The sequence below is a fragment of the Acidobacteriota bacterium genome, from assembly GCA_026393675.1.
Taxonomy (GTDB): Bacteria; Acidobacteriota; Vicinamibacteria; order Vicinamibacterales; family JAKQTR01; genus JBAXOX01.
The window spans coordinates 143,253-166,537 of sequence record JAPKZQ010000046.1; the positions used below are offsets into that span (position 1 = coordinate 143,253).

Below are 23,285 nucleotides of genomic sequence, written 5' to 3' on the forward strand. Positions count from 1 at the left end.
CTGGGTGGGTTATGCGGCGTGGGTCACGCGACTCTGTAGTGGAACACGCGGCCGGATTAACTTGGAAGGAGGGAGCTTATGTCTGCGTTCTGCGCCCACTGCGGCACTGCACTCGATCCAGATGCCAAGTTCTGCCCATCATGCAGTCGACCCGTCAGCACCGTGACCACGTTCGCGTCTGATCTTCGCGTCGGCGTCCAGAGCGGCGTCCGCTCGATTGTGCAGGCTCCGTCAATGCAGGTGCCTCCTGCGGTGTGGGCAGGCGTCATCCAGATCTTCTGGGTCGTTCTCACCGTCGGCGCGGCCCTGACCTATTCGCTCCTCGCCCTGGCTGGCACGCTGGCCACCGGCGGAGCTGGGTTGTTCGGGCAGCAACCCGTAGCGGAACGGTACGCCGTTTGGCTGAGTATCTCCGCGCTCTTCTACCTCGTGCAATTATCGTGCCAGCTCCCCCTGGCGTTCGGCCTGTTCACGATGAAGCGCTGGGCCTACGGTCTGTATCTGTGGACGGTCGGTCCGCTGACACTCATCGGCTTGATTCTGAGGTTTGTCGCACCGTCCACCCCAGAACTGGACCAGAGGCTTCCGTTGTCACTCAGCATGCTGAGCGCCCTCAGCTTGGTCTTTGCGCTAGGGCTCCTTGCCTTGCAGGTGTTTCTCGTGCTCAAGAGCAAGGACCGATTCGTGGGCTGAGCATCTAGCATCCGGGATGGAGTTCTGAATCGCCTCGGCCGGTTCGCGTGTTGTGAAGTCAAGAGGGCATGACCTCCCGAACCCTTGATCCTGTCGCCACCAGGGTCTACTTCGTCGACCTTGGCGGCTGGCTGACCATACTTCTCGCTGCCCTGGCTCTTCTGATGGGCTCTGGCGTCTGCTAGAGGAGAGGTGTTACTACAATCTCGACCAGCCAGGGATTGGCACAGGCACCCGGCGCCGACCCACAGGTGGTGACCGTTCGTCTCCAGGTCCCGACTTGTGACGCGTGAGCAACAGACTTGGCCGATGTGTGTTCAGTGGTGTGAGGCGGTACGGGAGTGGGCCGCGGCCACGGGGGCGGTGATTCCAGAGCTGTCGGATCAGCTGCACCTGGTCCCACATTGGGAAATCAGGCTTAAGGCGTCACATCACCCGAAGATGTTGTGTTTTGGATCTGACCCCAGACACTCGGTCTAGCTAATCACGCGGATCGCGATCAGTTCGGCGGCCTCGCCGCCATCACCCGTGGCCTTCACTTCGATCACGTATTCTCCTGGCGAAAGACCGGCCAGCGGCAGATCCACCTGGTAGAACTCCCCTGCTGTATCCGGCGCCTTGACGCCCAGGTCGCTCATCTTCTGGCCCACGCGATTGAGCAGTCGGACGGTCACGGTCGGCGCGGCTGAGCGTGGGGCATAGGCCGAAAACCGGATCAGCAGCCGGTCGGTGCGCCGAAACTGCCTGAGTGCCGTTGGCGTGGGATCAGCGTCGCGCGTCAGCGACTGCAGCTCGCGTGCGGTGTGCGTGCAGAGCACAAGCGGCGTCGACAACGCCACCTTCTGCTCGGAGAAGTCGGGGATGGTGAACTCCTGCTGCGCCGCATCGATGACCTGCCCCGCGGCGTTCTCAATCGACGTGCGGAGCTGCATCTTCCCAGGGCGCACGTCGAAACTGACCTTGGATGGCGCCCGCACGCCCGCCGCCGGTGTCGTCCCTGCCGGCGCGGCGGCTCCCGCCGCTGCGCGGGCTGGCGCGTCCTCAGGCACGCGGCCGCGGAAATACACGTCGCCGCCCGATTCGGTCGCAACTACCGACACCCGCGACGGCTCCGGACGTTTCTCGCCGGGAACCGGAGGCAGCGGCTCCCATACGTACGTCACGCGGGTTCTGCCATCCGCGCCGCGCGCGGTGCCAATCCACGTCGCGGCCACCGATTCGCGCGGTACGGCCTCAACGGCATTGAGCGCCCGCTCGACCGCCGCGGGCGGCTTTGGCTTGGGCGGCGCTGCCGCCTTGGCGGCTTCTTCCGCCGTCGGCGCCCAGTAGCCCTTCCTGGCGCGCACCTGCATGCCCGGCCGCTTCAGCCTGACGTCGATCTTGTGGAACTTGCCATCGGGCGTCGTCAGTGACGAGTTGTACCCCACCAGATAGTACGAACTGGTGTCGCGAATAACCTGCTTGAGACCCGCGGCCAGGTCGTTGCGATTGATGATGGCCCGGCCATCCGTATTGTTTGCGAGCTCGTGTAACGTGTCCTGCGACACGCGGAGCGTATCGAGATCCAGACGCTGGTCGACGTTTTCGTTGATGTCGTACTCGTTGACCGCCAGTCCACGTGGATCCAGCGCGTAGATGGCCGTGTTGTTGCGGTTCGCCGTGTCGGAGATGTCCTTGAGCTTCTGCTGGATGTCAAGATCCGCCTGGAAGCGCGCGCGCTCCTCGGTGCGGGGGTCGGCCGCGGGATTCGCCCTGCCGGGCAACCCCGCCATCGGGCCGCTCATCTGGGCCGGCAGCATCCCGACAAAACCCTCGCTGACCAGGATGACGGCCTTTCGGCCTTCCCGCATCGATCCCAGCCTGACCGGCAGCCCCTCGAGCGCCGAGAGCGTCACCTGGTTGCGCAGCGTCTCCACAACCTGCGTCGGATAGTGGGCGTACTCCTGTTCGAAGGCGTTGCGCGGGGCGTAGTTGAACTTCCGCCCTTCGAACTTCCTGACCACCTGCACAAGTGCATCGCGATCACGCGTGAATGTCAGGGCGCTCACCGGCGTCAGGGGGTACATGATGGCCACCATGTCGAGCGGCCCCAGCTGCGTCGTCAAAAACTGCACAAGCGTGTCTCGGATGCGAATGGAATTCTGCAGCCGCACGTGGTAGTCGTCGAGGAAAATGACGAACAGCCGCACGTCGTCCCTGGCCGCCTCCGCTTCCTCGTCGTACATCGAGTGAATCGGTCGTGCAGGTTCCGCGCCCGGCTCTGGCACACCGTTCGAATTGATCAGCCGGAAGAGGTCAATCGCCTGGGGCTTCCCGTCTTCGAGCACCTCGAAATCCGACTGCGTGAGATCGGTCACCGCGTTGCCCTGCCGGTCGGTGACGATGATGTCGACCCGAACGACGTTGACGCCGGCGCGAAACACTGGCGCCTGGCCTTTCTGCGGTTGCGCGGCCTGCGCCGGATCGCCTGAGGGCGGTTTGGTTCCGGTCTTCGGAGGCGGCTGCTGGCCGGGCGGCGGCGCGGTGGGTGGTGGCTGGGTCTGAGGCGGCTGAAACGCCTTCGGAACGCCGGCGCTCACAGCAAGTCCCATGAGTACGACCAGCCCAATCCTGCCGGCAGCGTCGAGGAACCTGCGCATTATTCGATGATAACATTAGGGCTCTTTACAGGAGACGCCCTTGTCAAACGATGCTGCCACACCCGCCCTGACTCAGCTTGCCGAAGACGAAGTCCTGCTTCGCGACAGCGTGGCCGAATTCGCCGAGGCCCAGATCCGGCCGTTCGTCCGCGAGATGGACGAACACGCGAAACTGCCGAAGGAGCTGCTCACACAACTGTTCGATCTCGGCGTGATGGGCATTGAGATCCCCGAACAATACGGCGGTGGGGGCGCGAAATTCTTCCACGCCGTGTTGGCGGTCGAAGCCCTGTCGGCGGTCGACCCGTCGGTGGGCGTGCTCGTCGACGTCCAGAACACGCTCGTCATCAACGCGATCATCCGGTGGGGTTCAGACGACGTGAAGTCGCGTTTCCTTCCGCGACTGGCCAGCAACACGGTTGGCGCGTATGCGCTGTCCGAGGCCGGATCCGGGAGCGACGCGTTCGCTCTGGCCGCCCGGGGCCTGGCCGATGGCGACCACTTCGTCATCGACGGTCGCAAGCTCTGGATCACCAACGGCAACGAAGCCGATATCTTCATCGTGTTCGCCAACGTGAACCCGGAGGCCGGCTACCGCGGCATCACGGCGTTCGTGGTCGAACGGGGCATGGCCGGCTTCACTGTTGGCAAGAAGGAAGACAAGCTCGGCATCCGGGCCAGCAGCACGTGCGAACTGATTCTCGATGGCTGCCGCGTGCCGAAGGCGAACATCCTCGGCGAGGTCGGCAAAGGATACAAGGTCGCCATCGAGACGCTGAACGAGGGGCGGATCGGCATTGGCGCGCAGATGATCGGCCTGGCCAGCGGGGCCCTCGGACACGCGATTCGCTACACGAAAGAACGCAAGCAGTTCGGCAAGCCGATCGCCGACTTCCAGCTCGTCCAGGGGCAACTGGCGCGCGCGGCGACCGAGATCGAGGCGGCACGCCTGCTCGTCTACAACGCGGCGAGGCTGCGTGACGGGGGCAAGCCGTTCCTCACCGAAGCGGCCATGTGCAAGATCTACTCGTCGGAGGTCGCCGAACGCGTCACCTCGCTGGCGATCAATCTGTATGGCGGGTACGGATTCGTGAAGGACTACCCGGTGGAAAAGCTCTGGCGCGACGCGAAGATCGGCCAGATCTACGAGGGCACGTCGAACATGCAGTTGGTGACCATCGCCAAACAGATATTGGGATAGGGATTCGGGAGGGCCGTGTGACGGGCGATTTCCTGGGAACGCCGGGCTCCCCTTCGAGTTCCCTCAGGGCTGGCAGCCCGGCCACGCTGGAGCGTGGCGATCCCGGGGAGCCCGTCGAAGGCTGGACATTCCGCGACTCGATTCGCAGGAGCTACCGGACGCTGGCGGGACTACCCGTCGAGTACGATCTGCGTAGCTATCGCAGGCACCTCGCGCGCATCGACGCCGTCAACGTGGCGCGGCTGTCCGACGGCCAACTCCGCGCGCAGTTCGACGCCGCGAGGCGGCGGGCGCTCGATGGCGAGGACCTCGACGACCTGCTGGCCGAGGTCTACGCGCTGACACGGGAAGTGTGCGCGCGCGTGCTGGGCCTGCGCCCCTTCGACGTCCAGATGATGGCCGCGATCGCCCTCCACCAGGGCAAGCTCGCGCAACTGGCAACCGGCGAGGGCAAGACGCTCGTCGCCGTTCTGCCCGTTGCGCTCAACGCCCTCACGGGACGCGGCGTGTATGTCCTCACCGCCAATGACTACCTCGCGCGCCGCGACGCGGCGTGGATGGGCGGCGCATACCGCTTCCTGGGACTGTCGGCTGCCTCGGTGGCACAGGGGCTGAGTCGAGAGGAACGCCGGGAGGCCTACGCGGCCGACATCACCTACGTGACGGCCAAGGAAGCCGGCTTCGACTTCCTCCGCGATCACACCGTCACGGACCCGGCACACCTGGTGCAACGCCCCTTCCACTACGTCATCGTCGACGAGGCGGACTTCATTCTGGTAGATGAGGCCAGGGTCCCGCTCGTCATTGCCGGTGAAACGGCATCTCCCGACATCAACCACCGGATGATCGCGGGGGTCGTCGGCCAACTGCGAGCGGGAGTGGACTACCGGACCGATGAGCACGAGCGGAACGTGGCCATCACGGACGCCGGCTTCCGGCGCATCCAGAAGTTGCTGACATGCGGACCGTTGCACGCGCCGAAGCAACACCTCCTCCTCGCCGCGATTCACGTGGCCCTCCACGCGGAGGTCCTGCTCCATCGCGACCGCGACTACATCGTCCGGGATGGGCGAATCGAATTGGTGGACGAGTTCACCGGTCGGGTGGCGGACAACCGGCGCTGGCCTCACGGCATCCAACCGGCCGTCGAGGCCAAGGAGAGTGTGGAGGTCCGCATCGAGGGCAAGGTGCTCGGTTCGATGCCCATCCAGCACTTCGTCAGATTGTGGCCGAAGATCGCCGGCATGACCGCCACCGCCGTCCCATCCGCCGTCGAGTTCAAGGAGTTCTACGAATTGACGACGGTGGTGTTTCCACCGAACCGTCCGTGCAGACGCGTCGACGAACCGGATGTGGTGTTCTCGCACGGCCAGGCAAAAATGGCCGCGCTCGCCGACGAGATCGCGCGCGTCCACGCCACCGGCCGTCCCGTGCTGGTCGGCACGGCAAGCGTCTCGGAGTCGGAGGAACTCGGCCGCTCGCTGCGCGGACGGCGGATCAAGTGCCGCGTGCTCAATGCCCGGCACGACGCTCGCGAAGCGCTGATTGTCGGCCGCGCTGGCATGCCCGGCGCAGTCACCATCTCCACCAACATGGCCGGACGCGGCACCGACATCGTCCTCGGTGGCGGTGATGCGCAACTGCGCGACCAGGTGGCGGCGCTTGGCGGTCTGTACGTGATCGGCACGAACCGTCACGAGAGCCGTCGCATCGACGACCAGCTAAGGGGACGTGCCGGGCGCCAAGGCGACCCGGGCAGTTCCCGGTTCTTCATCAGCCTCGAAGACGACCTGATGCGCCGCTACGGCGTCGTGTCGCTCATTCCGCCGCGGCACCGGCCCCTGCGCCAGGACCGGCCCGTCACTGACCCCATCGTCAGGCGCGAAATCAGTCGAGCGCAGCGCATTATCGAGGGGCAGAATTTCGAGATCCGTCGCACGTTGTGGCGCTACTCGGCGATGGTGGAGGAGCAACGCGCACAGATGTGCGAGCGGCGGGAGGAATGGCTGCACGACGCCATCGAGCCGAGGGCATGCGTCGAAGGAGCACCCGAACACTACGCCACACTGCAGCGCGCGGTCGGCGCGACCCAATTGCGGCGCGTCGAAAACCGCCTCACGCTCATCCTGCTCGACAGGCGATGGAGCGCGCACCTGGGCCTGATCGAGGACATCCGCGAAGGGATTCACCTGCAGCGGTACGGCGGCCGCGACCCGCTCACCGAGTTCCAGAGACAGATCATCGACGCCTACGCCGCCATGATGGAGGGATTGCGCGATGAGGTGGTGGAGACGTTCAGGCGGCTGTCGGCCGAGCATGGGACGATCGATCTCGATCGCGCCGGCCTGCGTGGTCCGACGTCGACATGGACGTACCTGATCAACGACAATCCCTTTTCCTCGTTCGGGCTCTCGCTTATCGCCCCAGGCAACTTCGGCATGTCCGTGGCCACCAGCTTCCTCGCTTTGATATATTGGCCGTTCACGATCGTCGCCGTGACGGTGTTGTTCGTGCGCCGCCGGCTGGGGCGGAGGAAGTAGTGGGCCTCGCCCCTACTTCGTCTCCCGCTCAAATCCGATGCGCAGGATGACATTGCCGGCCGGATCAGGACAGATGACGGTGTGATCGTCGGCCATCCAGTCCCACGGCTCCACGCGCCGTTGTTTGGCGGGGAGCAACGGCAACGCCGCGTGCAACGCATAAAGACAGAAGTGGCGCCCGGGTGGAATATAGAGACGCCCGTCACGCATCGCGAAGGAGTCGCCCGGTTTCATCCCTGATGTGCATTTACCCCCGATGCGTTCGACCACCACGCGGAGATCCTTGAGTCTTCCCGTCGCGGCCGTCGAAGACTCCGCAGCTCCCAGCACAGGGTCCGAACCGACGTGCCCGCCGCGACCAGCCTGTTCGGCAGTTGAGTCTGGCCCGGGCCGGTCGTTCGCCAGCGGGTCGGCCAGCTCGGAGGGCGTGAGTTTCCGCACCCGCTCAACCTTGAACACGACGCGCCCCTTGGGGTCGGGGCACTGGACATGATGTACACGCCACATCCAGTCCTCGTCGTTGGCTTCGCAGATCTCCCGCTCCTTCGGCGTGATGAGGGGAAGGAGACTCTGAAAGGCCCACGCGCAGATGTAGCCGCCATCCGGGATGCTCAGGTCGCCATTACGGACGTAGAAGTGATCACCAGGCTTCATCGGGGGGTCGGCGGTACATGTCCCGAGCACTTTGGTGACGGTGATCTTTAGTTCGTACATATCCAGTCCCGAGATGGGTTGCCGATCAGCCGGTTAGCCCGAGTTCGTTCAACTTTTCCTCGGTCGGCAGACCAGTGGCGACATCCCACCCGCGAGCGCGGTAGTACTCGTCCAGCATGGGTTCCAGCTCCACGACGGCCCCCGCACTGGGATTGCCTTCCGGCAACGGTTCATTCAGGAATCGCCAGGGCAGCGTGTCGTCCTTGCGCCCAATACCCTCGCGGGCGTTGAACATGCGTTCCAGGTTGACGATGCGCTCGCCCGTTTTTCGGACGTCGTCTCCGGTGAGGGTCCAGCCTGTGGCCGCCTGCAGCAACTCGGCGGTGTCCTCCCACGTGAGGACCTCCATGTTGTTGTAGGTGTTCTTGCACACGCCTGTCGCATCGGCTATCGCGGCCATCTCCTCGAAGTGTTTGACGACCAGCCCCTTGCCCTTGTGTTCGAGCCGAAACGCGGTCTCCGGGATGCCGAAGCGCCGAATGCCTTCCTCGGGGTCGTTGGAAAACTCGAACCACGGCTCCGCACGCAGGTGGTCGGCACCCCGGCTCGAAACGGCGTTGGCGAGGCCATAGGCTTTGATCGTCCGGACGTCGGCCTGGAATATCTCCAGCCCCTTGCTGTGCATCGCGAAGCGCTCTGATCCGCGGCCCAGGCGTTCGGCCGCCCGCCTCACGCCGTCTGCGAGCAGATCGCCGAATCCTTCCCGATGGGCCACCTGGTGGACAAGCGTCAGGATGGCCTCTCCGTTTCCCCACGTGAGATCGAGGCCCCCGGTGTCCGCGCGGGAGAGCAAACCCCGTTGGTAGCACTCCATCGCCCAGGAGATCACCTCGCTCAAGCTGATGGCGTCCAGGCCGTAGCGGTTTGCGAGGTCGACGCACTTCAGCGCCAGCGGCAGATCGCCCGACCCAACCCGGGCGGTGAAACCGGCGAGAGGCTCGTACTCGGGGCCCTCGAGGCGAAAGCCCGGAAAGCGCGGATCATCGATGACGAGAAAGCGGCTGCAAGGGATATTGCAGGCGAAACAGGCCTTGCTCTTCGTCTTGTAGAGGGTCTCGATGGCCTCTCCGCTGACCGCATCGGTCGCGTCGAAGTGTCCGCTCTGGAAATGACGCGTGGGGAGCGCTCCGATACGGTCGAGAGACTTGACCAAGCGTGTCGTGCCAAGGCGCACGCGAACGTGGTAGTCAGCGTGGCGGACGATCTTCTCGTCCAGGCGCGCGCCCAACTCGCCGAGGCGCGCGATGTCGGCCACCGAAATCGACCCGGATCCGCGCACGGCGACGGCCTTCAACTGCTTCGACGCCATCACCGTGCCCATCCCCGTTCGGGCAGCGGCCCGGTGCAGGTTGACGAAGACGCCCGCGAAACGGACGCCGTGCTCCGCGCCTCGGCCAATGGTCGCGACCTGCGTGTCGCGATCGCCGAGGTCGTGCTGGACGGCCACCGTCGCGTCCGGCACGTCCCGACCCCACAGGTCCTCCGCACTCCGAAGCTCCACCTTGTCGTCTTTGATGGAGAGATACACGGGCCGACTCGCGCGACCCTCGACGACGATCTGGTCGTAGCCTGCGAACTTGAGTTCGGCGCCAAAGAACCCGCCGGCGTTCGAGTCGCCGAGAATCCCGGTTTGGGGCGACATCGCGGAGATGTTGAAGCGTGCGCCGCCCGGGAATGGCGTTCCGGCCAGGGGCCCGGCGCCCAACACCAGGATGTTCTGTGGTGAGAGTCCGTCGGTGTGCGGCGGGAGGTGGTCCCAGAGCCGTTTGACGTTCAGCCCGCGCCCGCCTAGGAAGGCCCGCGCGAGGGCCTCGTCAGTGGGACGACGATGGATGGCGCCGGTGGTGAGATCGACGTGCAGGACGGTGCCGCCGTAGCTATGCACAATGTCCTGCCGGTCGGCTGGTCTGTCGATCGGGGCCGTCTGGCGGCGTCTGTCCACCCGACGCCTCAGCGTCCGGATCCCCGTAGGCCAGCGCGCCCGTGACGCAGCGCTCCACGCACGCCGGATCGCCGTCGCAGAGGTCGCAGAAGAGCGGCAGGCCGCTCAGCGGGTGAACCGACAGGAGGCCGAACGAGCAGGCATCCGCGCAGGCCGTGCAGCAGAGGCACTGTTCGGAGTCGAGCAGGATCGTGCCGGCGCTCTGGTGTCTGGCCAGTGCCGTTGTCGGACACGCTGAGACGCAGGACGCGTCGAAACACAACCGGCACACTCGAGGGCGGTCCAGGCCGGCCGACTCGTCCTTGAACACCCTGATGCGGGCCGAGGCGGTGCCAAACCGTCCCTCGTGGCGGGCCACGCACGCGACCTCACAGGCGCGGCAGCCGCTGCAGAGCGCCTCCCGCACCAGGATCTGTTTCACTCGTGCATTCCCTCACGTTGCAGGTCTGCCAGCGGAACTGTGACGCTGTCTACCCGTGGCGCCGGATGCCCAGCACACGCTCGGCGATCACCATGCGCTGGGTTTCCGAAGTGCCCTGGTAGATTTCTGTCGCACGCGCGTCGCGGAAGTAGCGCTCAACCCTGGATCCGCGCCGGTAGCCGGCCGACGCCAGGATCTGCATCGCCTTGTCGGCCGCCTGGTGCGCGGCCACCGACGCCGCCAATTTCGCCTGCGCGGCTTCGGTCACGATGCTGGTCTGCGTCGCTTTCAGTGACGCGGCCTTCCAGGTGAGCATGCGCGCCGCGTCGAGCTCGGTGGCCATGTCGGCCAGCATGAACTGGATGGCCTCGTACTCCGCGATGGGCTTGCCAAACGTGTGACGGTGCTTCGCGTGGTGCAGCGCCTCGTCGAGCGCGGCCTGGCCGATGCCGAGCGCCTGCGCCGCGATGGCGACGCGGCCGCCTTCGAGCGCCCACATGGCCACCTTGAAGCCCTCGTTGACCGCGCCCACCACATGGTCGGCCGGTACACGGACATCGCTGAACGTGAGGTCCATGCACCCAAGGCCGCGGACGCCCAGCGAGTCGGCCCGTGCGGTGCGCTCGATGCCCGGTGTGCTCATCGGGACGAGAAACGCCGTGATGCCGTGCGCGCGCTGACCTGGCCGCGTCACCGCGAACACCAGCGCGACGTTGGAGACTTCGGCGCACGCGACCCAGACCTTGCGCCCGTTGAGGCTGTACGCCTTTCCATCCTCGACCAGCGTCGCCTGCATCTCGACGTTGGCGGCATCGGTGCCGGCGTTTTCCTCCGAGAGCCCGAAGGAGCCCACCGCCTGCCCGGTGGCCAACGCCCGCAGCCATCGCTCCTTGTGGACATCGGCGCCGAATCGCGCCAGCACCTCGGCGACAAGCGAGTTGTTCACGATCAGGATGACGCCGACCGTCGCGCTCGCGCGTGAGACGGCCTCCACGGCCAGGGCATAGCTCAAGTAGTCGCGTCCGCCACCACCCCACGCCTGCGGCACGGTGACGCCCATCAGGCCGTGCTCCCCAGCGTGCTTCAGCAACGTCACGGGGAATTCGCCGCTCTCGTCGATGTGCGAAGCCACCGGCTCGACGTCGGTCCGGGCGAACTGCTCGATCGCGTGCTGGAATTCCAATTGGGCGGGAGTGAGTTCAAGGATCATGGTGTATGGCCCAATCGCTCGAACACCGGCCTCAGGCGTGCGGCGGATTGATCGAGATCCTCCGGAAGCACCCGCACTTCGCCGACGACCGAGACGAAATTGGTGTCCCCATTCCAGCGGGGCACGACGTGGATGTGCACGTGATCCACGATGCCGGCGCCGGCGGCCCGGCCGAGGTTCATCCCGACATTCAGTCCCTGCGGGCGGTACGCCTCACCAAGCGCCGTCTCGGCGAGCGACGTCAGTTCGATCATCTCGGCACGTTCCGCCGGCGACGCCGCGCCCAGCGTCGCGATATGGCGCGCCGGCACCACCATGAGATGCCCGCTGTTGTAGGGAAACATGTTCAGGATGACAAAGGCGGTTTTGCCCCGGTACACGACGAGACGGGCATTTTCGGCATTGGCGACCGCCTCGCAGAAGACGCACCCCTCCGCGTCACCGGCCTTGCTCACGTATTGAAGCCTCCACGGCGACCACAGGCGTTCCACCAGAGTGTCATCCTTGGCACGCCGAAGCCGGAGGCGAAGGCGGCCCGAGCGCGCACGCCAGCGTCAGGACGCGGCCGGCGGCGGGTTCTCGTTTGAGGTCGGAAACACATCGGCCGCGCCCGGGCCAGCGGCCGGCTGGACCTCCAACTCGTGGTTGATCAGGTCCTTCAGTTCCTTGCCTGGCTTGAAATACGGCACGCGCTTGGGCGGCACGTCCACGCGGGCGCCCGTCTTCGGATTGCGCCCCTTGCGCGGCTCGCGCTGCCTGAGGCGAAAACTCCCGAACCCCCGCAGCTCGATCTTCTGGCCCTTCTGGAGCGCCTCGATGATGCTGCGGAAGACCGTGTCGACAATGACCTCGGAGTGTTTCTTCGTGAGGTCTGACACGCGCGAAACTTCTTCGACGAGTTCGGCCTTGGTCATGGATGACTCGCGGCAGGGGGATGACCCCCGGGGGACGCGCGCGACCCGATGTCGAGTCACGCCGCCCCCCGGAGACGAACACCTGGCCGCCTCGTTGGCGGCCGTACGACTACTTCTCGTCCCGCTGCTGCAGGCGGAAGTGATCTGCCAGGGTGGCCTGCGGTTTTCCGGTGCTGTCGGAATACGTGGCCCAATCGGCGCGATCCTGGTCCAACCTCATCGCGCGGATGCTCAAGCCGATCTTCCGCTCCGACGGACTCAGCTTGATGATCTTCATCGGGTAGGTCTTCTCCACCTCGAGTTCGATCTTCTCTTCCAGCTGATCGTCGAACTCGGACACATGGATCAGGCCCTCGATCCCCTCGGCCAGTTCCACGAACGCGCCGAAGTTGGTCATCCGGACCACCTTGCCGTCAATCGTGTCGCCCACCTGATGCTGCGAGAAGAACTCGTCCCAGATGTCGGTGGCGAGCTGCTTCAGCCCGAGCGACAACCGCTGGTTCTCGGCGTCGATGTTCAGCACGATCGCCTCGACCTTGTCGCCCTTCTTCAGCACTTCAGACGGGTGCTTGATCCGCTTGCTCCACGACATGTCCGAGATATGGATGAGGCCATCGATATCCTCTTCCACCTCGACGAACGCGCCGAACTCGGTCAGGTTGCGCACCTTGCCAACAATGCGCGCGCCCACCGGGTACCTGGAGGCCAGCTCGTGCCACGGGTTGCTCTCGATCTGCTTGAGGCCGAGCGAGATGCGCCGCGCACTGGGATCCACGCCGAGCACCATGGCTTCGACGGGGTCGCCCTGGTTGAGAATCTTCGACGGATGCTTGACGCGCTTGCTCCACGTCATCTCGGACACGTGGATCAGGCCTTCGACGCCCGGTTCGAGCTCGATGAAGGCCCCGTAGTCGGTCAGGCTCACGACCTTGCCCGACATGCGCGCCCCGACCGGGTACCGGTCGGTCACGTTGCTCCACGGATCCGCCATCAGCTGCTTGTGGCCCAGCGACACGCGCTCGGTCGTTGGGTCGTACTTGAGCACGATGACGTCGATTTCGTCGTTGACCTTGAAGATCTCCGACGGATGGCCCACGCGCCCCCATGACATGTCCGTGATATGGAGCAGGCCGTCGATGCCGCCAAGGTCGATGAAGGCGCCGTAGTCGGTGATGTTCTTCACCGTGCCGCGCAGCACCTTGCCCTCGGCCAGCGTCGCCAGCGTGTACTTCTTCTTCTCGGCGTTCTCTTCTTCGAGCAGGACCTTGCGCGACAACACGATGTTCCCGCGCTTCTTGTTGACCTTGATGACGCGCATCCGGAGTTCCTGGTTCTTCAGGGCATCCAGATTCCGGACGGGGCGCACGTCGACCTGCGAGCCGGGCAGAAACGCCCGGACGCCGATGTCGACGGCCAGACCGCCCTTAATGCGCTCGATGACGCGACCGATGACGACCTTCCGATCCGCGTAGGCCTTCTCGATCTCGTCCCAGATCTTCATCTTTTCCGCTTTTTCGCGGGAAAGAACGACGTAGCCGTCCTTGTCTTCAGTCCGCTCGAGCAGCACGTCGACCAGATCGCCGGGCTGGACGGTGATCTGCCCGGTCTCGTCGAAGAACTCCCCGACCGCGATGACCCCCTCCGACTTGTAGCCGACATCAACGATGACTTCCGACGCGGTCACCTTGAGGACCGTGCCCTTGACGACCTCGCCTTCAGAAATATTCCGGAAGCTCTGGTCGTACAAGTCCAACAGGCGGGCCATCTCCTCGGGATCGACGTCGTCGTCGTGCATCCCCCCCTTTGGCTTCAGCGTCTTGATCGGCTGGGACTTTGATGTCCTGCCGGTCGATTCTCCCGTCTGCACTGCCAGATCCGGGCTGTTCGTACCGTCTTCGTTCGCCATGCCTTGCGCGTCCTCCTGCACTTCGTGAATTGCCGGTCTTGGTGTTCAGTGCCGGCGACTGCAGATGGTGGCCGGGTCGTACCCGATAGCCACAAGCAGTTGAGTTTACGACACTTAGACGATGCGGTCAATCACTTGATTCTGAAGGTGATTCGGGCGCAAAAAGTGATCGGGTCACTGTTTCGCCGATGGGGGCTGAAAAAGTGACCCGATCACTTTTCGGAGGACGACTGACGGACGGCGGATGTCTGCTTCGCTCTGACGATAACCAACACGCGCTCAACGACTTGTTGGATCGGGAGATTCGTCGTGTCGATCGTGGTCGCATCTATTGCCACAGTGAGCGGCGAGGCTTGCCTGGTCCGGTCGTTCTCGTCACGCCGCTGCATCGCCTGGGCGATGTCGGCCAGCACCTGTGTCTGGCTGGACGTGTGGGCCGGGTCGTGCGCCCGGCGCCGCGCCCGCTCTTCCGGAGACGCATCCAGATAGATTTTGACGTCGGCGTTCGGAAACACCACCGTCCCGATATCGCGCCCCTCCATCACGACGCCGTCCGGTTCCGCCATCGCCCGCTGCCTGGCGACCAGGGCTTCGCGCACGCGAGGCAGTCGCGCCACGCGCGTGGTCGCCCGGTCGATCTCCGGCGTACGAATCGCGCGAGACGCATCAGCGGCATCGATCCGGATGTCGCTGCCATCGATGTCGATCGTCGCGATCGCCGCCAGCCGTGCGATCTGATCTTCGTCATCAAGAGGCAGCCCCAGTTGCTCGGCGCGCCAGGCCACCGCGCGATACATCGCGCCCGTGTCAACGTGGCGAATCCCAAGCACGGACGCGACCTCCCGCGCCACCGTGCCTTTGCCTACACCTGAGGGACCGTCAATCGCGATGATCATAATCAGCTCGGGATCCGGGAGTCGGGGTTCGGGACTCGGGAGTCGAGAATGCCGTGAGACATGCGTCGTCCTGGGAACGCCGGGCTCCAGCCCGGCCGTTGTCCTGGCCACGCTGGAGCGTGGCGATCCCGGGAACCCAGTCGAACCGCTTCGGAGCGGCCTTAGGGATGAAGGAATGGGGAGCCTGCCGCCCGAATCCCGAATCCCGAACCCCGATTCCCGAGCTCAGGAGTGTAACATGAGGCCGATGCGTCTCCAGGCCCTTGCCTCCGTCGTCGTCGTGCTGGTAGCCACCACGGCCCTCTCGGCACCGTACGTCCGATCGTACACGCGCGCGGCGGCGGTGTTCGCACGGATGGCCCATCTCGAGGGCCGCGTGACCAACGCGCTCGAGTGGGAACGGGAAGACGTCACGATCGAGATGACGGCCGTTCCGTCGCGCCACGGTGACCTGCGAACCCGGCTCTTCATCCCGGCGCACATCCGGCGGGCGGTCACGTTGATGGCTGGCGTCAACATGCTGGGCATCGAGGAACCGCGGCTGTACGGGCTCGCCTACGAACTGGCCAGCGTCGGTGTGGCGGTCATCACCCCCGACACGCCGGATCTGAAGCGGTTCGACATCACGGCCCGCACCACCGACATGATCGAGGACAGCGCGCTGTGGCTGTCGCGGCAGCGGCGGCTGACGCGGGACGGCCACATCGGCATGGTCGGCATCAGCTTCTCAGGCGGCCTGTCCATCATCGCCGCTGGCCGTCCGGCGCTGCGCGATCGCGTCGATTTCGTATTGTCGTTCGGCGGCCACGGCGACTTCCCGCGCGAGTTGCGGTTCCTCTCCACCGGCAAGGAGCCGGCGCTCTCGACCAATGACGGTGCCGGCGGCCATCACACGGCGACTGGTGAGGTCTACCGGCGCCCTCACGACTACGGGGTGGTCATCATCCTGCTGGATCTCGCCGATCGCCTGGTGCCTTCCGAGCAGGTCGGGCCACTTCGTGAGGCGATTCTCAAGTATCTGCTGGCCGGACACTACGAACTGATCGACAAGCGTCTTGCGAAGGTGACCTTCGACGACGCGCTCAGGCTCGCGGAGGCGCTGCCGGAGCCATCGCGAACATACATGCGGCAGGTGAACGATCGCGACGTCGAGAAACTGGGGCAGCTCGTGGCTCCCCTGCTGGCCTCGCTTGGTGGCGACCCCGGCCTGTCGCCCGAGCGGTCCGCGCCGCCGACCTGCCCGGTCTATCTGCTCCACGGCACCGACGACACGGTGATTCCGTCGATCGAAACGCTGTGGATGGAGCGATACCTCCAGGGCAAGGCGCCTGTGCGGGTCCTGCTGAGCGGCCTGATTACGCATGCCGAGCTCGACCGGCAACAGAACATGCGTGAGGTCTGGCAGCTCGTCGATTTCTTTGCGGCGCTACTGAGGCAATGATGGAACGTCTACAAAAAATCCTGTCGGCCGCCGGTGTGGCGTCGCGTCGCGCCGCCGAGGTCCTGATCACACAAGGCCGCGTCAGCGTCAACGGTAAGACGATTCTGGAACTCGGCACGAAGGCCGACCCTGGCCACGACGACATCCGCGTTGATGACCAGCGGATCCGGATCGCCACCCATCACCGGTACATCCTGCTCAACAAGCCGCGTGGATATGTGACGACGAGAAAGGACCCGGAGCGCCGATCGACGGTCCTCGATCTGCTGCCGGACGTGCGTGAGTACGTGTACCCGGTTGGGCGGCTCGACTACGACTCCGAGGGCCTGGTGCTGCTGACCAACGACGGCGCGCTGGCCGAGCGCATGCTCCACCCGCGTCACGAGGTGGAACGGGAATACCACGCGCGCGTCCGCGGCGTGCCAGACGAGGGGGAGCTCGATCGGCTGCGCCGGGGTGTGACGATCGAAGGCCGCCGGACCTCGCCGGCCGCTGTGAGACTGGTCGAGACGAAGCTTGGCACGCGGGAGGATCAGTCGATGATCTCGATCGTGGTGCACGAAGGGCGCTCGCGCCAGGTGCGGAACATGTGTGAGGCGATTGGGCACCCGGTGGTGCGGTTGCGCCGGGTGCGGTTCGGGTCGATCAGCGACCCGCGCCTGCCGGTTGGTTCGCATCGGGAGCTGACCCGCGGCGAAGTGGAGCGGTTGAAGCAGGCGGCCGGACTCAGTGCACCTTCTCCTCGCCCTTCTCAGCGGCCTCCACAGGGTCCGCCGCCGGGTCTTCCGCCGGCGTCATCTCGTCCGGCGGCATCCCGTCCGGCGGCGACGTCGTCTCGACGGCCTCGTCGCCAGGCACCTCCAGCGGGAGCATCTGATCGGCCGGCATCGGCTCGGAAAGCGCCGTCGCCAGATCGAAGCCGAGCAGGTCGGCCATATCCTCGACCTTCGGGAGGTCGCCGAGGTCGTTGAGCCCGAACCGCATCAGGAATTCGCGGGTCGTCGCGTAGAGGAACGGGCGCCCCACCACCTGCTTGCGCCCGGCGATCTTCACCAGCTTGCGCTCCATCAGCGTCGCCAGCACGCCCGACGTGTTCACGCCTCGAATCTCGGCAATCTCGGTCGAAGTCACCGGCTGGCGATACGCGATGACGGCGAGCGTTTCGAGCGCTTGCACCGACAGCTTGGTGGTTTTGCGTTCGTGGAACAGTCTCCGGACCCACTCATTCAGATCCGTTCTGGTGACGATCTGCATCCCGCCCGCAATCTCGATCAGTTGAAGCCCACCAGGTTGCTCGTAGTCGAGCTTGAGCGCCTCGAGCGCCCGCTGAACGTCCTCATTCGGCTCGCTCGCCAGCACCTTGCACAGCGCCTTCAACGTCAGCGGCTCTGGCGACGCGAAGATCAGCGCTTCGACGATGGCCTTGAGTTCCTCCATTGCCTCTTTCCTGTCAGCATGTCGCGCCAGGTCGACGCCTGCGCTATCCAGCGTTCTCAGCCGCCTTCGGCCGCTTGTACACCCTGATCGTCCCGAACATCCCTGCCTGAAACACCCGCACCAGTCTAAGCCGGATCATTTCGAGCAGAGCCAGAAACGTCACGATCAGCGCGGGACGCGAGTTGACGTCATCGAACAGATCTTCGAACCCGCAGGCTTCAGTTTCCGACAGCCTTCCAAGCAACTGTTCGATCCGATCCTCAATCGAGACCTGCTCGGCGGGCAGCACCAGTCGGGGCCGCTGTTTCGCGCGGTCGAGCACGGCCTTGAAGGCGGCCATCAGGCTGAACAGATCGACCTCGGTCTCGGTCTCATACTCGTCGCCCGCGATGTCGGCGACGCGTTGATCGGGCCGCTGCCACTGCGCGCTGCGCAGCGTCTCCCGCTCGTGGAGCAGGTTGGCGGCGGTCTTGTACTTCTGATACTCGAGCAGCCGGTTGACCAGCGCCTCGCGCGGATCCTCCTCGTCTTCGTCTTGCGAGGGGTCCGGACGCGGCAGCAGCATCCTCGACTTGATGTGGATGAGCGTGGCGGCCAGCACGAGGAACTCACCCGCCAGGTCGAGGTCCAGTTCCTGCATCAGCGCGATGTATTCCACGTACTGCGCGGTGATGATCGCGATGGGAATGTCGTAGATGCTCACCTCGTTCTTCTTGATGAGGTGAATCAGGAGGTCGAGCGGGCCGGAAAAATGCTCCAGGCTGACGCTGTAGGCATCAGGCGACGACTCGAACTCGATCCCCGTGGGAGGCGTTTGCGACATCACCGGTATGCGATCTTCATGGCCTCGCGGACCCGCGCCATCGTCTCGGCGGCAATCGCCCTGGCGCGCCGCGACCCTTCCTCGACGATCTCGCGGACGCGAGATGGGTTGGCCAGCACCTCGGCACGGCGCTGTCTCATCGGCTCGAGCGTTTTCTCGAGCGCCACGATCAGCTTCTTCTTCACCTCGACATCGCCGACCCGGCCGGCCCGGTAACGGGCCTTGAGTTCGTCGACCTCGTCTGTGTCGTCGTTGAACGCGTCGTGGTAGGTGAAGACCGGGTTGCCCTCGACATTGCCCGGAATATCGGCGCGGATCCGCGCGGGATCCGTGTACATCTGCATCACCTTGCGGCTGACGGCGTCGGTATCATCCGCCAGATCGATCGCATTGCCGTAGCTCTTGCTCATTTTCCGGTTGTCGAGTCCCGGCAGCCTCGGAAAACGCGTCAACAGCGGCTGGGGCTCGACGAACACCTCGCCGTAGAACGCGTGGAAGCGCCGCACGACCTCGCGCGAGAGTTCGAGGTGCGGCACCTGGTCCTCGCCCACCGGAACGAAGTGCGCGTTGTACATGATGATGTCCGCCGTCTGCAGCAGCGGATACCCCAGGAAGCCGTACGTCGAAAGATCCTTCTCGGACAGCTGGTCGCGCTGCTCCTTGTAGCTCGGCACGCGCTCGAGCCACGGCACCGGGATGATCATCGAGAGCAGCAGGTGCAGCTCGGCATGTTCCGGCACGAGCGACTGTACGAACATCGTGCAGCGTTCCGGATCAAGGCCCGCCGCAATCCAGTCGGCCACGTTCGAATAGGCGTAGCTGGCCAGATCGTCGGTGGCGGCGTACTCGCTGGTCAGCGCATGCCAGTCGGCCACGAAGTAGAAACTGTCGTACTGCTCCTGCAGCGGCACCCAGTTGCGCAAGGCGCCAACCAGGTGGCCCAGGTGCAGACGGCCGGTTGGCCGCATCCCGGAGACGACGCGAGCTTTGGCAGAGGACACGGGGTTCACCTATACCCTTCGGCTCAGTTGTGTTGCGCAACGCGTGGCACGTTCGCAGCCGTCAAGTGAGCTCAGGGTCTACGACAAGGAGATTCAGGCTAACACGAAACCAGGCATCAGCCGCGTGCGAAGTGGGCCAGCACGGCGTCGGCGGCCCTCGCGCCAACCACCGCGCACAGATCTTCGCGACTGGCACGGCGTACGCCGGCGGCACTGCCGAACGTCCTCAGCAGCGCGTTTCGGCGCCGGGGCCCGATGCCGGCGATGTCGTCGAGTTCGGAGCGCAGGTCGCGTGTGCGCCTGGCATGGCGGTGAAACGACACGGCAACACGATGGGCCTCGTCGCGGATCCGTCGAAGCAACAGCAAGGTCGGGTGGTCGACATCAAGCGCGATTGGCTCAGGCCGATCGCGCGTGACGATCAACTCCTCCTTCTTGGCGAGGCCGGCGGCGACCAGGTTCCCGAGACCCAGCGACTCGAGGGCCTCGTAGGCCGATTCGACCTGTCCGCGGCCGCCGTCGACCAGAACGAGATCCGGAAACGGACCTCCGCGCGCGAGAAGCCCCTGGTACCGTCGCAGCACGACCTCGCGCATGGCCGCGCAGTCGTCCGGCTTGGCCGGTGCGGCCGATGCCGCTCCCCTGACGCGGAACTTCCGGTACTCGCTCCGCCGCATCCGTCCGTCCTCGCAGACGACCAGCGACGCCACGGTCTCCGCGCCTTGCAACGTCGAGATATCGATGCACTCGATCCGCCGGGGAAACGCCGGCAAGCTGAGAATGGCGCGCAGGCTCTCCAACGCCTCGTAGTTGGCGACCGCGCCCCCGCTGAACCTGGATTGATACGCCATCGACGCGTTACGCGTGGCGAGATCGAGCAGGCCGCGCCGGTCCTGGCTTCGCGGGACGGCAATGGTCACGCGGCGGCCCGCGCGGGCGCTCAGCCACGACTCGAGCGCGTCGCCATCGTCGGGCCGCCCGGCCACATGGATCTCCGGCGGAATGTCGTGCCCCTGGTAGAACTGGCCGAGCGCGGCACCCAGGACATTCTGCTCGGGTTCGTCGCCACCGGCGTCGGGTTCGGCGACCAGCTCGACGCGCTCGATCACCCGGCCGTTCCGCATCTGGAACACCTGGATGATCGTGCCGGACGGCCCCGACTTGAGGCCGAACGCGTCGCGGTCGCCGAGTGTCGGCGTGGCCATCTTCTGCTGGCGGTCCCGCAGCGTCTCGAGCGTGTGAATCGCGTCACGCAGGTGCGCAGCCTGCTCGAACGACTCACCCTCGGCGGCCTCGTGCATCTCGGTCGTCAGACGGCCGATCAGTTCGTCGGTGCGGCCCTCGAACAGGAGGCGGGTTCTGACCACCGCCGCCGCGTACTGCTCAGCGGTGCACAACGTCTCGACGCACGGCGCGAGGCACCGGCCGATGTCGAACTCGAGACACGCGCGGCCCCGGGCACCGGTGATGTGTTCCTGGCAGGATCGGATCCCGAACACGCGGTGGGTCAGCCTCATGGTCTTGCGAGCGAGACTCGCCGGCATAAACGGTCCGGCGTACACATCGCCGTCCCGTTCGACGCGCCGCGCCACCAGCACGCGAGGAAACGACTCGGTGGTGGTCAGTTTCAGGTAGGGGTAGTTCTTGTCGTCGCGCAACAGGATGTTGAAGCGCGGCAGCCGCTGCTTGATCAGGTTGTTCTCGAGTGCCAGCGCCTCGACGACTGAATCGGTCACGACCACGTCGACGTGATCGACCTCATCGAGAAGCCGGTCGTGCCTCGGCGACGCGCCCCTGGCCCCGAGATAGCTGCTGACGCGGTCGCGCAGATGCGCCGCCTTGCCGACGTAGAGCGTCTGACCGTCGCGACCGAGGAACACGTACACACCCGGTTGCTCGGGCAGGCGGGCAATCTGATGCTTGAGGTCCTCAATAGGCATGGAATAAGATGTCGCGACTCGTTTCTTCGGCCCGAGCTCTCTTGATTATACGAAAGCCATGACCTTTACGGGTTCCATCGGTTTCGTCTTCAACTTTCCGCTCCGCGCGATCATCTGGGCATGCGTGAAGCTGGGCATCCACCCGAACGTCCTGACCATCACGGGCGTCCTCATCAACGTCGTCGCCGCGTGGGAACTGGCATTCGGCCATCTCTTTTCCGCCGGCTGGTGGATGGTTGCGGCCAACATGTTCGATTACATCGACGGCAAGGTCGCCCACGAGGCGGGCGTGGCCAGCGAGTTCGGCGGGTTCTGGGACTCGGTGATGGACCGGTTCTCGGACATTTCGCTCTTTATCGGCCTGATCGCGCTCTACAACGAGCGCGGGACCGGCCATGGCGACTACGTGCTGATTACGTCGCTGGCGATGATGTTCTCGGTCCTGACCAGCTACACGCGGGCGCGCGCCGAGTCGCTGGTCGAGAAGTGCAAGGTCGGCTTCATGGAACGGCCCGAACGGATCGTGCTGTTCATGATTGGCGCGTTTACGAACCGGATGGCCGCAGTCCTGTGGGTGATCCTGGTCCTGTCGATCGTCACCGTGCTGGCTCGGATCTACTTCACCTGGCGGGAATTGAAGGCGGGGCGCAGCCTGGCGGCGGTCAAGGCCGGCACGGCGCCATCGCCGATTCCGTCAACACAGATGGGGACGGTCCAGAAGGTGATGACGCTGCCAGTGCTGATTGTCTGGCGGGGACTGTTCTGGACCTACGAGCGGGCCACCTGGCAGTACGACATCATGGTGATCACGATCCTCATGTTCGTGTGGGGCACGCCGGCGCGGTTCCTCGGCGATCCGACGGCGCTCGACGGCATCGGCCTCTTCCAGTGGATCCTCGGGCTGAAATAGGTGTTGCCGGGTCTGAAGACCCGGCCTCCAGTTCTAATATCCCGGCCTGCACTTCTTGCTCCTTGCATCTTCCCCCCACCTCTACACGTCTTCCCGCTCATCGTGTCCGCCGAGATCGAGCGGCGGGTGCTGGAAGTGGAGGTCGTGCGCCTTGATGTGGTCGCGCAGCAGCCGGCGCGCTTCGCCATAGTGCTCCGGCGGGACGCTGAGACGGCCGGCCCGTTGCTGGTGTCCGGCCACGACGACGATCGCGGGCGTCGGGTCTTCTCGCCATGTCAGCCCGGTGACGTCGCCGTATTTCACGAATCTCCGCTCGAGCCAGAGACCGTCCCGGTAGAACCCGCGCTCGACCCGGAAGCTCAGCGGGTAGACGATGCCGTAGTAGGCGAACATCATCACCTCGCCGAACACCTGGCCGAGCAACCAGTGGAGCACGAGGAGTTTGTAGAGGATCACGAGGCCGAGACCGACGGCGATCCATTTTGACAGCGCGAAGGTCCTGGGCCTGGGCACCACCCAGGTCAGCAGCGCGTTGGGTCGCCGCCGCCGGAACGCCAGGTAATCGTTGAGCAGGACCAGGTTGGCGGCCAGGAATCCGAGGCCAAACAGCAGCAGCAGCGCGCCGAGGGGATTCGCCACCAGTTTCCCCGTCCGCGA

Annotated in this window: 19 protein-coding genes and 1 pseudogene; 6 read left to right on the top strand and 14 right to left on the bottom strand. The window is 65.1% G+C overall.

Annotated features, from left to right (window positions below; translation table 11 throughout):
* Positions 1 to 162: 162 nt before the first annotated feature.
* Complete coding sequence (locus NT151_13570) at positions 163 to 693, top strand: hypothetical protein (protein ID MCX6539944.1); 531 nt, start codon at positions 163 to 165, stop codon at positions 691 to 693.
* 476 nt (positions 694 to 1,169) lie between these two features.
* Here the strand turns inward: NT151_13570 and NT151_13575 are convergent, their stop codons facing one another.
* Complete coding sequence (locus tag NT151_13575; GenBank protein ID MCX6539945.1) at positions 1,170 to 3,332, bottom strand: VWA domain-containing protein; 2,163 nt, start codon at positions 3,330 to 3,332, stop codon at positions 1,170 to 1,172.
* Positions 3,333 to 3,372: 40 nt separating this feature from the next.
* Between NT151_13575 and NT151_13580 the strand changes: the two genes are divergently transcribed.
* Positions 3,373 to 4,533 (top strand): acyl-CoA dehydrogenase, encoded by a 1,161-nt coding sequence (locus NT151_13580; GenBank protein MCX6539946.1) that lies wholly within the window; start codon positions 3,373 to 3,375, stop codon positions 4,531 to 4,533.
* Between the two features lie 17 nt (positions 4,534 to 4,550).
* Positions 4,551 to 7,073: an accessory Sec system translocase SecA2 gene (gene secA2, locus NT151_13585; GenBank protein MCX6539947.1), complete on the top strand. Its 2,523-nt coding sequence runs from the start codon at positions 4,551 to 4,553 to the stop codon at positions 7,071 to 7,073.
* A 12-nt stretch (positions 7,074 to 7,085) separates the two neighbouring features.
* Here the strand turns inward: secA2 and NT151_13590 are convergent, their stop codons facing one another.
* The 8 genes from NT151_13590 to cmk all read right to left on the bottom strand — a co-directional run bounded on the left by NT151_13590 (position 7,086) and on the right by cmk (position 15,076).
* A complete protein-coding gene (locus tag NT151_13590) occupies positions 7,086 to 7,787 on the bottom strand; it encodes a TIGR04076 family protein (GenBank protein ID MCX6539948.1) in 702 nt (233 codons plus the stop codon).
* 25 nt (positions 7,788 to 7,812) lie between these two features.
* A complete protein-coding gene (locus NT151_13595; protein MCX6539949.1) occupies positions 7,813 to 9,672 on the bottom strand; it encodes an aldehyde ferredoxin oxidoreductase family protein in 1,860 nt (619 codons plus the stop codon).
* Positions 9,665 to 10,150 (bottom strand): 4Fe-4S dicluster domain-containing protein, encoded by a 486-nt coding sequence (locus tag NT151_13600; protein ID MCX6539950.1) that lies wholly within the window; start codon positions 10,148 to 10,150, stop codon positions 9,665 to 9,667. The genes NT151_13595 and NT151_13600 overlap by 8 nt, the downstream gene beginning before the upstream one ends.
* Positions 10,151 to 10,199: 49 nt before the next feature.
* Positions 10,200 to 11,360, bottom strand: a complete 1,161-nt coding sequence (locus NT151_13605; protein ID MCX6539951.1) for an acyl-CoA dehydrogenase family protein — start codon at positions 11,358 to 11,360, stop codon at positions 10,200 to 10,202.
* Entirely contained in the window at positions 11,357 to 11,815 is a 459-nt protein-coding gene (locus NT151_13610; protein MCX6539952.1) for an HIT domain-containing protein, read from the bottom strand. Before NT151_13610 ends, NT151_13605 begins: the two co-directional genes overlap by 4 nt.
* A 99-nt stretch (positions 11,816 to 11,914) precedes the next feature.
* Complete coding sequence (locus NT151_13615; GenBank protein MCX6539953.1) at positions 11,915 to 12,334, bottom strand: integration host factor subunit beta; 420 nt, start codon at positions 12,332 to 12,334, stop codon at positions 11,915 to 11,917.
* A gap of 49 nt (positions 12,335 to 12,383) precedes the next feature.
* Positions 12,384 to 14,180 carry a 30S ribosomal protein S1 gene (locus NT151_13620; GenBank protein MCX6539954.1) on the bottom strand — a complete coding sequence of 599 codons (1,797 nt, stop codon included), beginning with the start codon at positions 14,178 to 14,180 and terminating at the stop codon, positions 12,384 to 12,386.
* Positions 14,181 to 14,392: 212 nt separating this feature from the next.
* A complete protein-coding gene (cmk, locus tag NT151_13625; GenBank protein ID MCX6539955.1) occupies positions 14,393 to 15,076 on the bottom strand; it encodes a (d)CMP kinase in 684 nt (227 codons plus the stop codon).
* A 238-nt stretch (positions 15,077 to 15,314) separates the two neighbouring features.
* Here cmk and NT151_13630 point away from each other — a divergent pair, with 238 nt between their 5' ends.
* Together NT151_13630 and NT151_13635 are read left to right on the top strand one after the other, a co-directional pair.
* Positions 15,315 to 16,517, top strand: coding sequence for a hypothetical protein (locus tag NT151_13630; protein ID MCX6539956.1), 1,203 nt, complete (start codon positions 15,315 to 15,317; stop codon positions 16,515 to 16,517).
* Positions 16,517 to 17,149 (top strand): annotated as a pseudogene (locus NT151_13635) (pseudouridine synthase). The gene NT151_13630 and the pseudogene NT151_13635 overlap by 1 nt, the downstream one beginning before the upstream one ends.
* Positions 17,150 to 17,243: 94 nt before the next feature.
* Here the strand turns inward: NT151_13635 and scpB are convergent.
* From scpB to uvrC, 4 genes are all read right to left on the bottom strand, one after another.
* Positions 17,244 to 17,954, bottom strand: coding sequence for an SMC-Scp complex subunit ScpB (scpB, locus tag NT151_13640; protein MCX6539957.1), 711 nt, complete (start codon positions 17,952 to 17,954; stop codon positions 17,244 to 17,246).
* A 43-nt stretch (positions 17,955 to 17,997) separates the two neighbouring features.
* The gene (locus tag NT151_13645) at positions 17,998 to 18,777 is read right to left on the bottom strand and encodes a segregation/condensation protein A (GenBank protein MCX6539958.1); all 780 of its coding nucleotides are present in this window, start codon (positions 18,775 to 18,777) and stop codon (positions 17,998 to 18,000) included.
* Positions 18,777 to 19,778 carry a tryptophan--tRNA ligase gene (gene trpS, locus NT151_13650; GenBank protein MCX6539959.1) on the bottom strand — a complete coding sequence of 334 codons (1,002 nt, stop codon included), beginning with the start codon at positions 19,776 to 19,778 and terminating at the stop codon, positions 18,777 to 18,779. The genes NT151_13645 and trpS overlap by 1 nt, the downstream gene beginning before the upstream one ends.
* A gap of 116 nt (positions 19,779 to 19,894) precedes the next feature.
* Positions 19,895 to 21,718 carry an excinuclease ABC subunit UvrC gene (gene uvrC, locus NT151_13655; GenBank protein MCX6539960.1) on the bottom strand — a complete coding sequence of 608 codons (1,824 nt, stop codon included), beginning with the start codon at positions 21,716 to 21,718 and terminating at the stop codon, positions 19,895 to 19,897.
* A gap of 58 nt (positions 21,719 to 21,776) precedes the next feature.
* Here uvrC and NT151_13660 point away from each other — a divergent pair, with 58 nt between their 5' ends.
* Entirely contained in the window at positions 21,777 to 22,628 is an 852-nt protein-coding gene (locus NT151_13660) for a CDP-alcohol phosphatidyltransferase family protein (protein ID MCX6539961.1), read from the top strand.
* A gap of 81 nt (positions 22,629 to 22,709) precedes the next feature.
* Here NT151_13660 and NT151_13665 read toward each other — a convergent pair whose 3' ends face one another.
* Positions 22,710 to 23,267: a hypothetical protein gene (locus tag NT151_13665; GenBank protein ID MCX6539962.1), complete on the bottom strand. Its 558-nt coding sequence runs from the start codon at positions 23,265 to 23,267 to the stop codon at positions 22,710 to 22,712.
* Positions 23,268 to 23,285 lie beyond the last annotated feature (18 nt).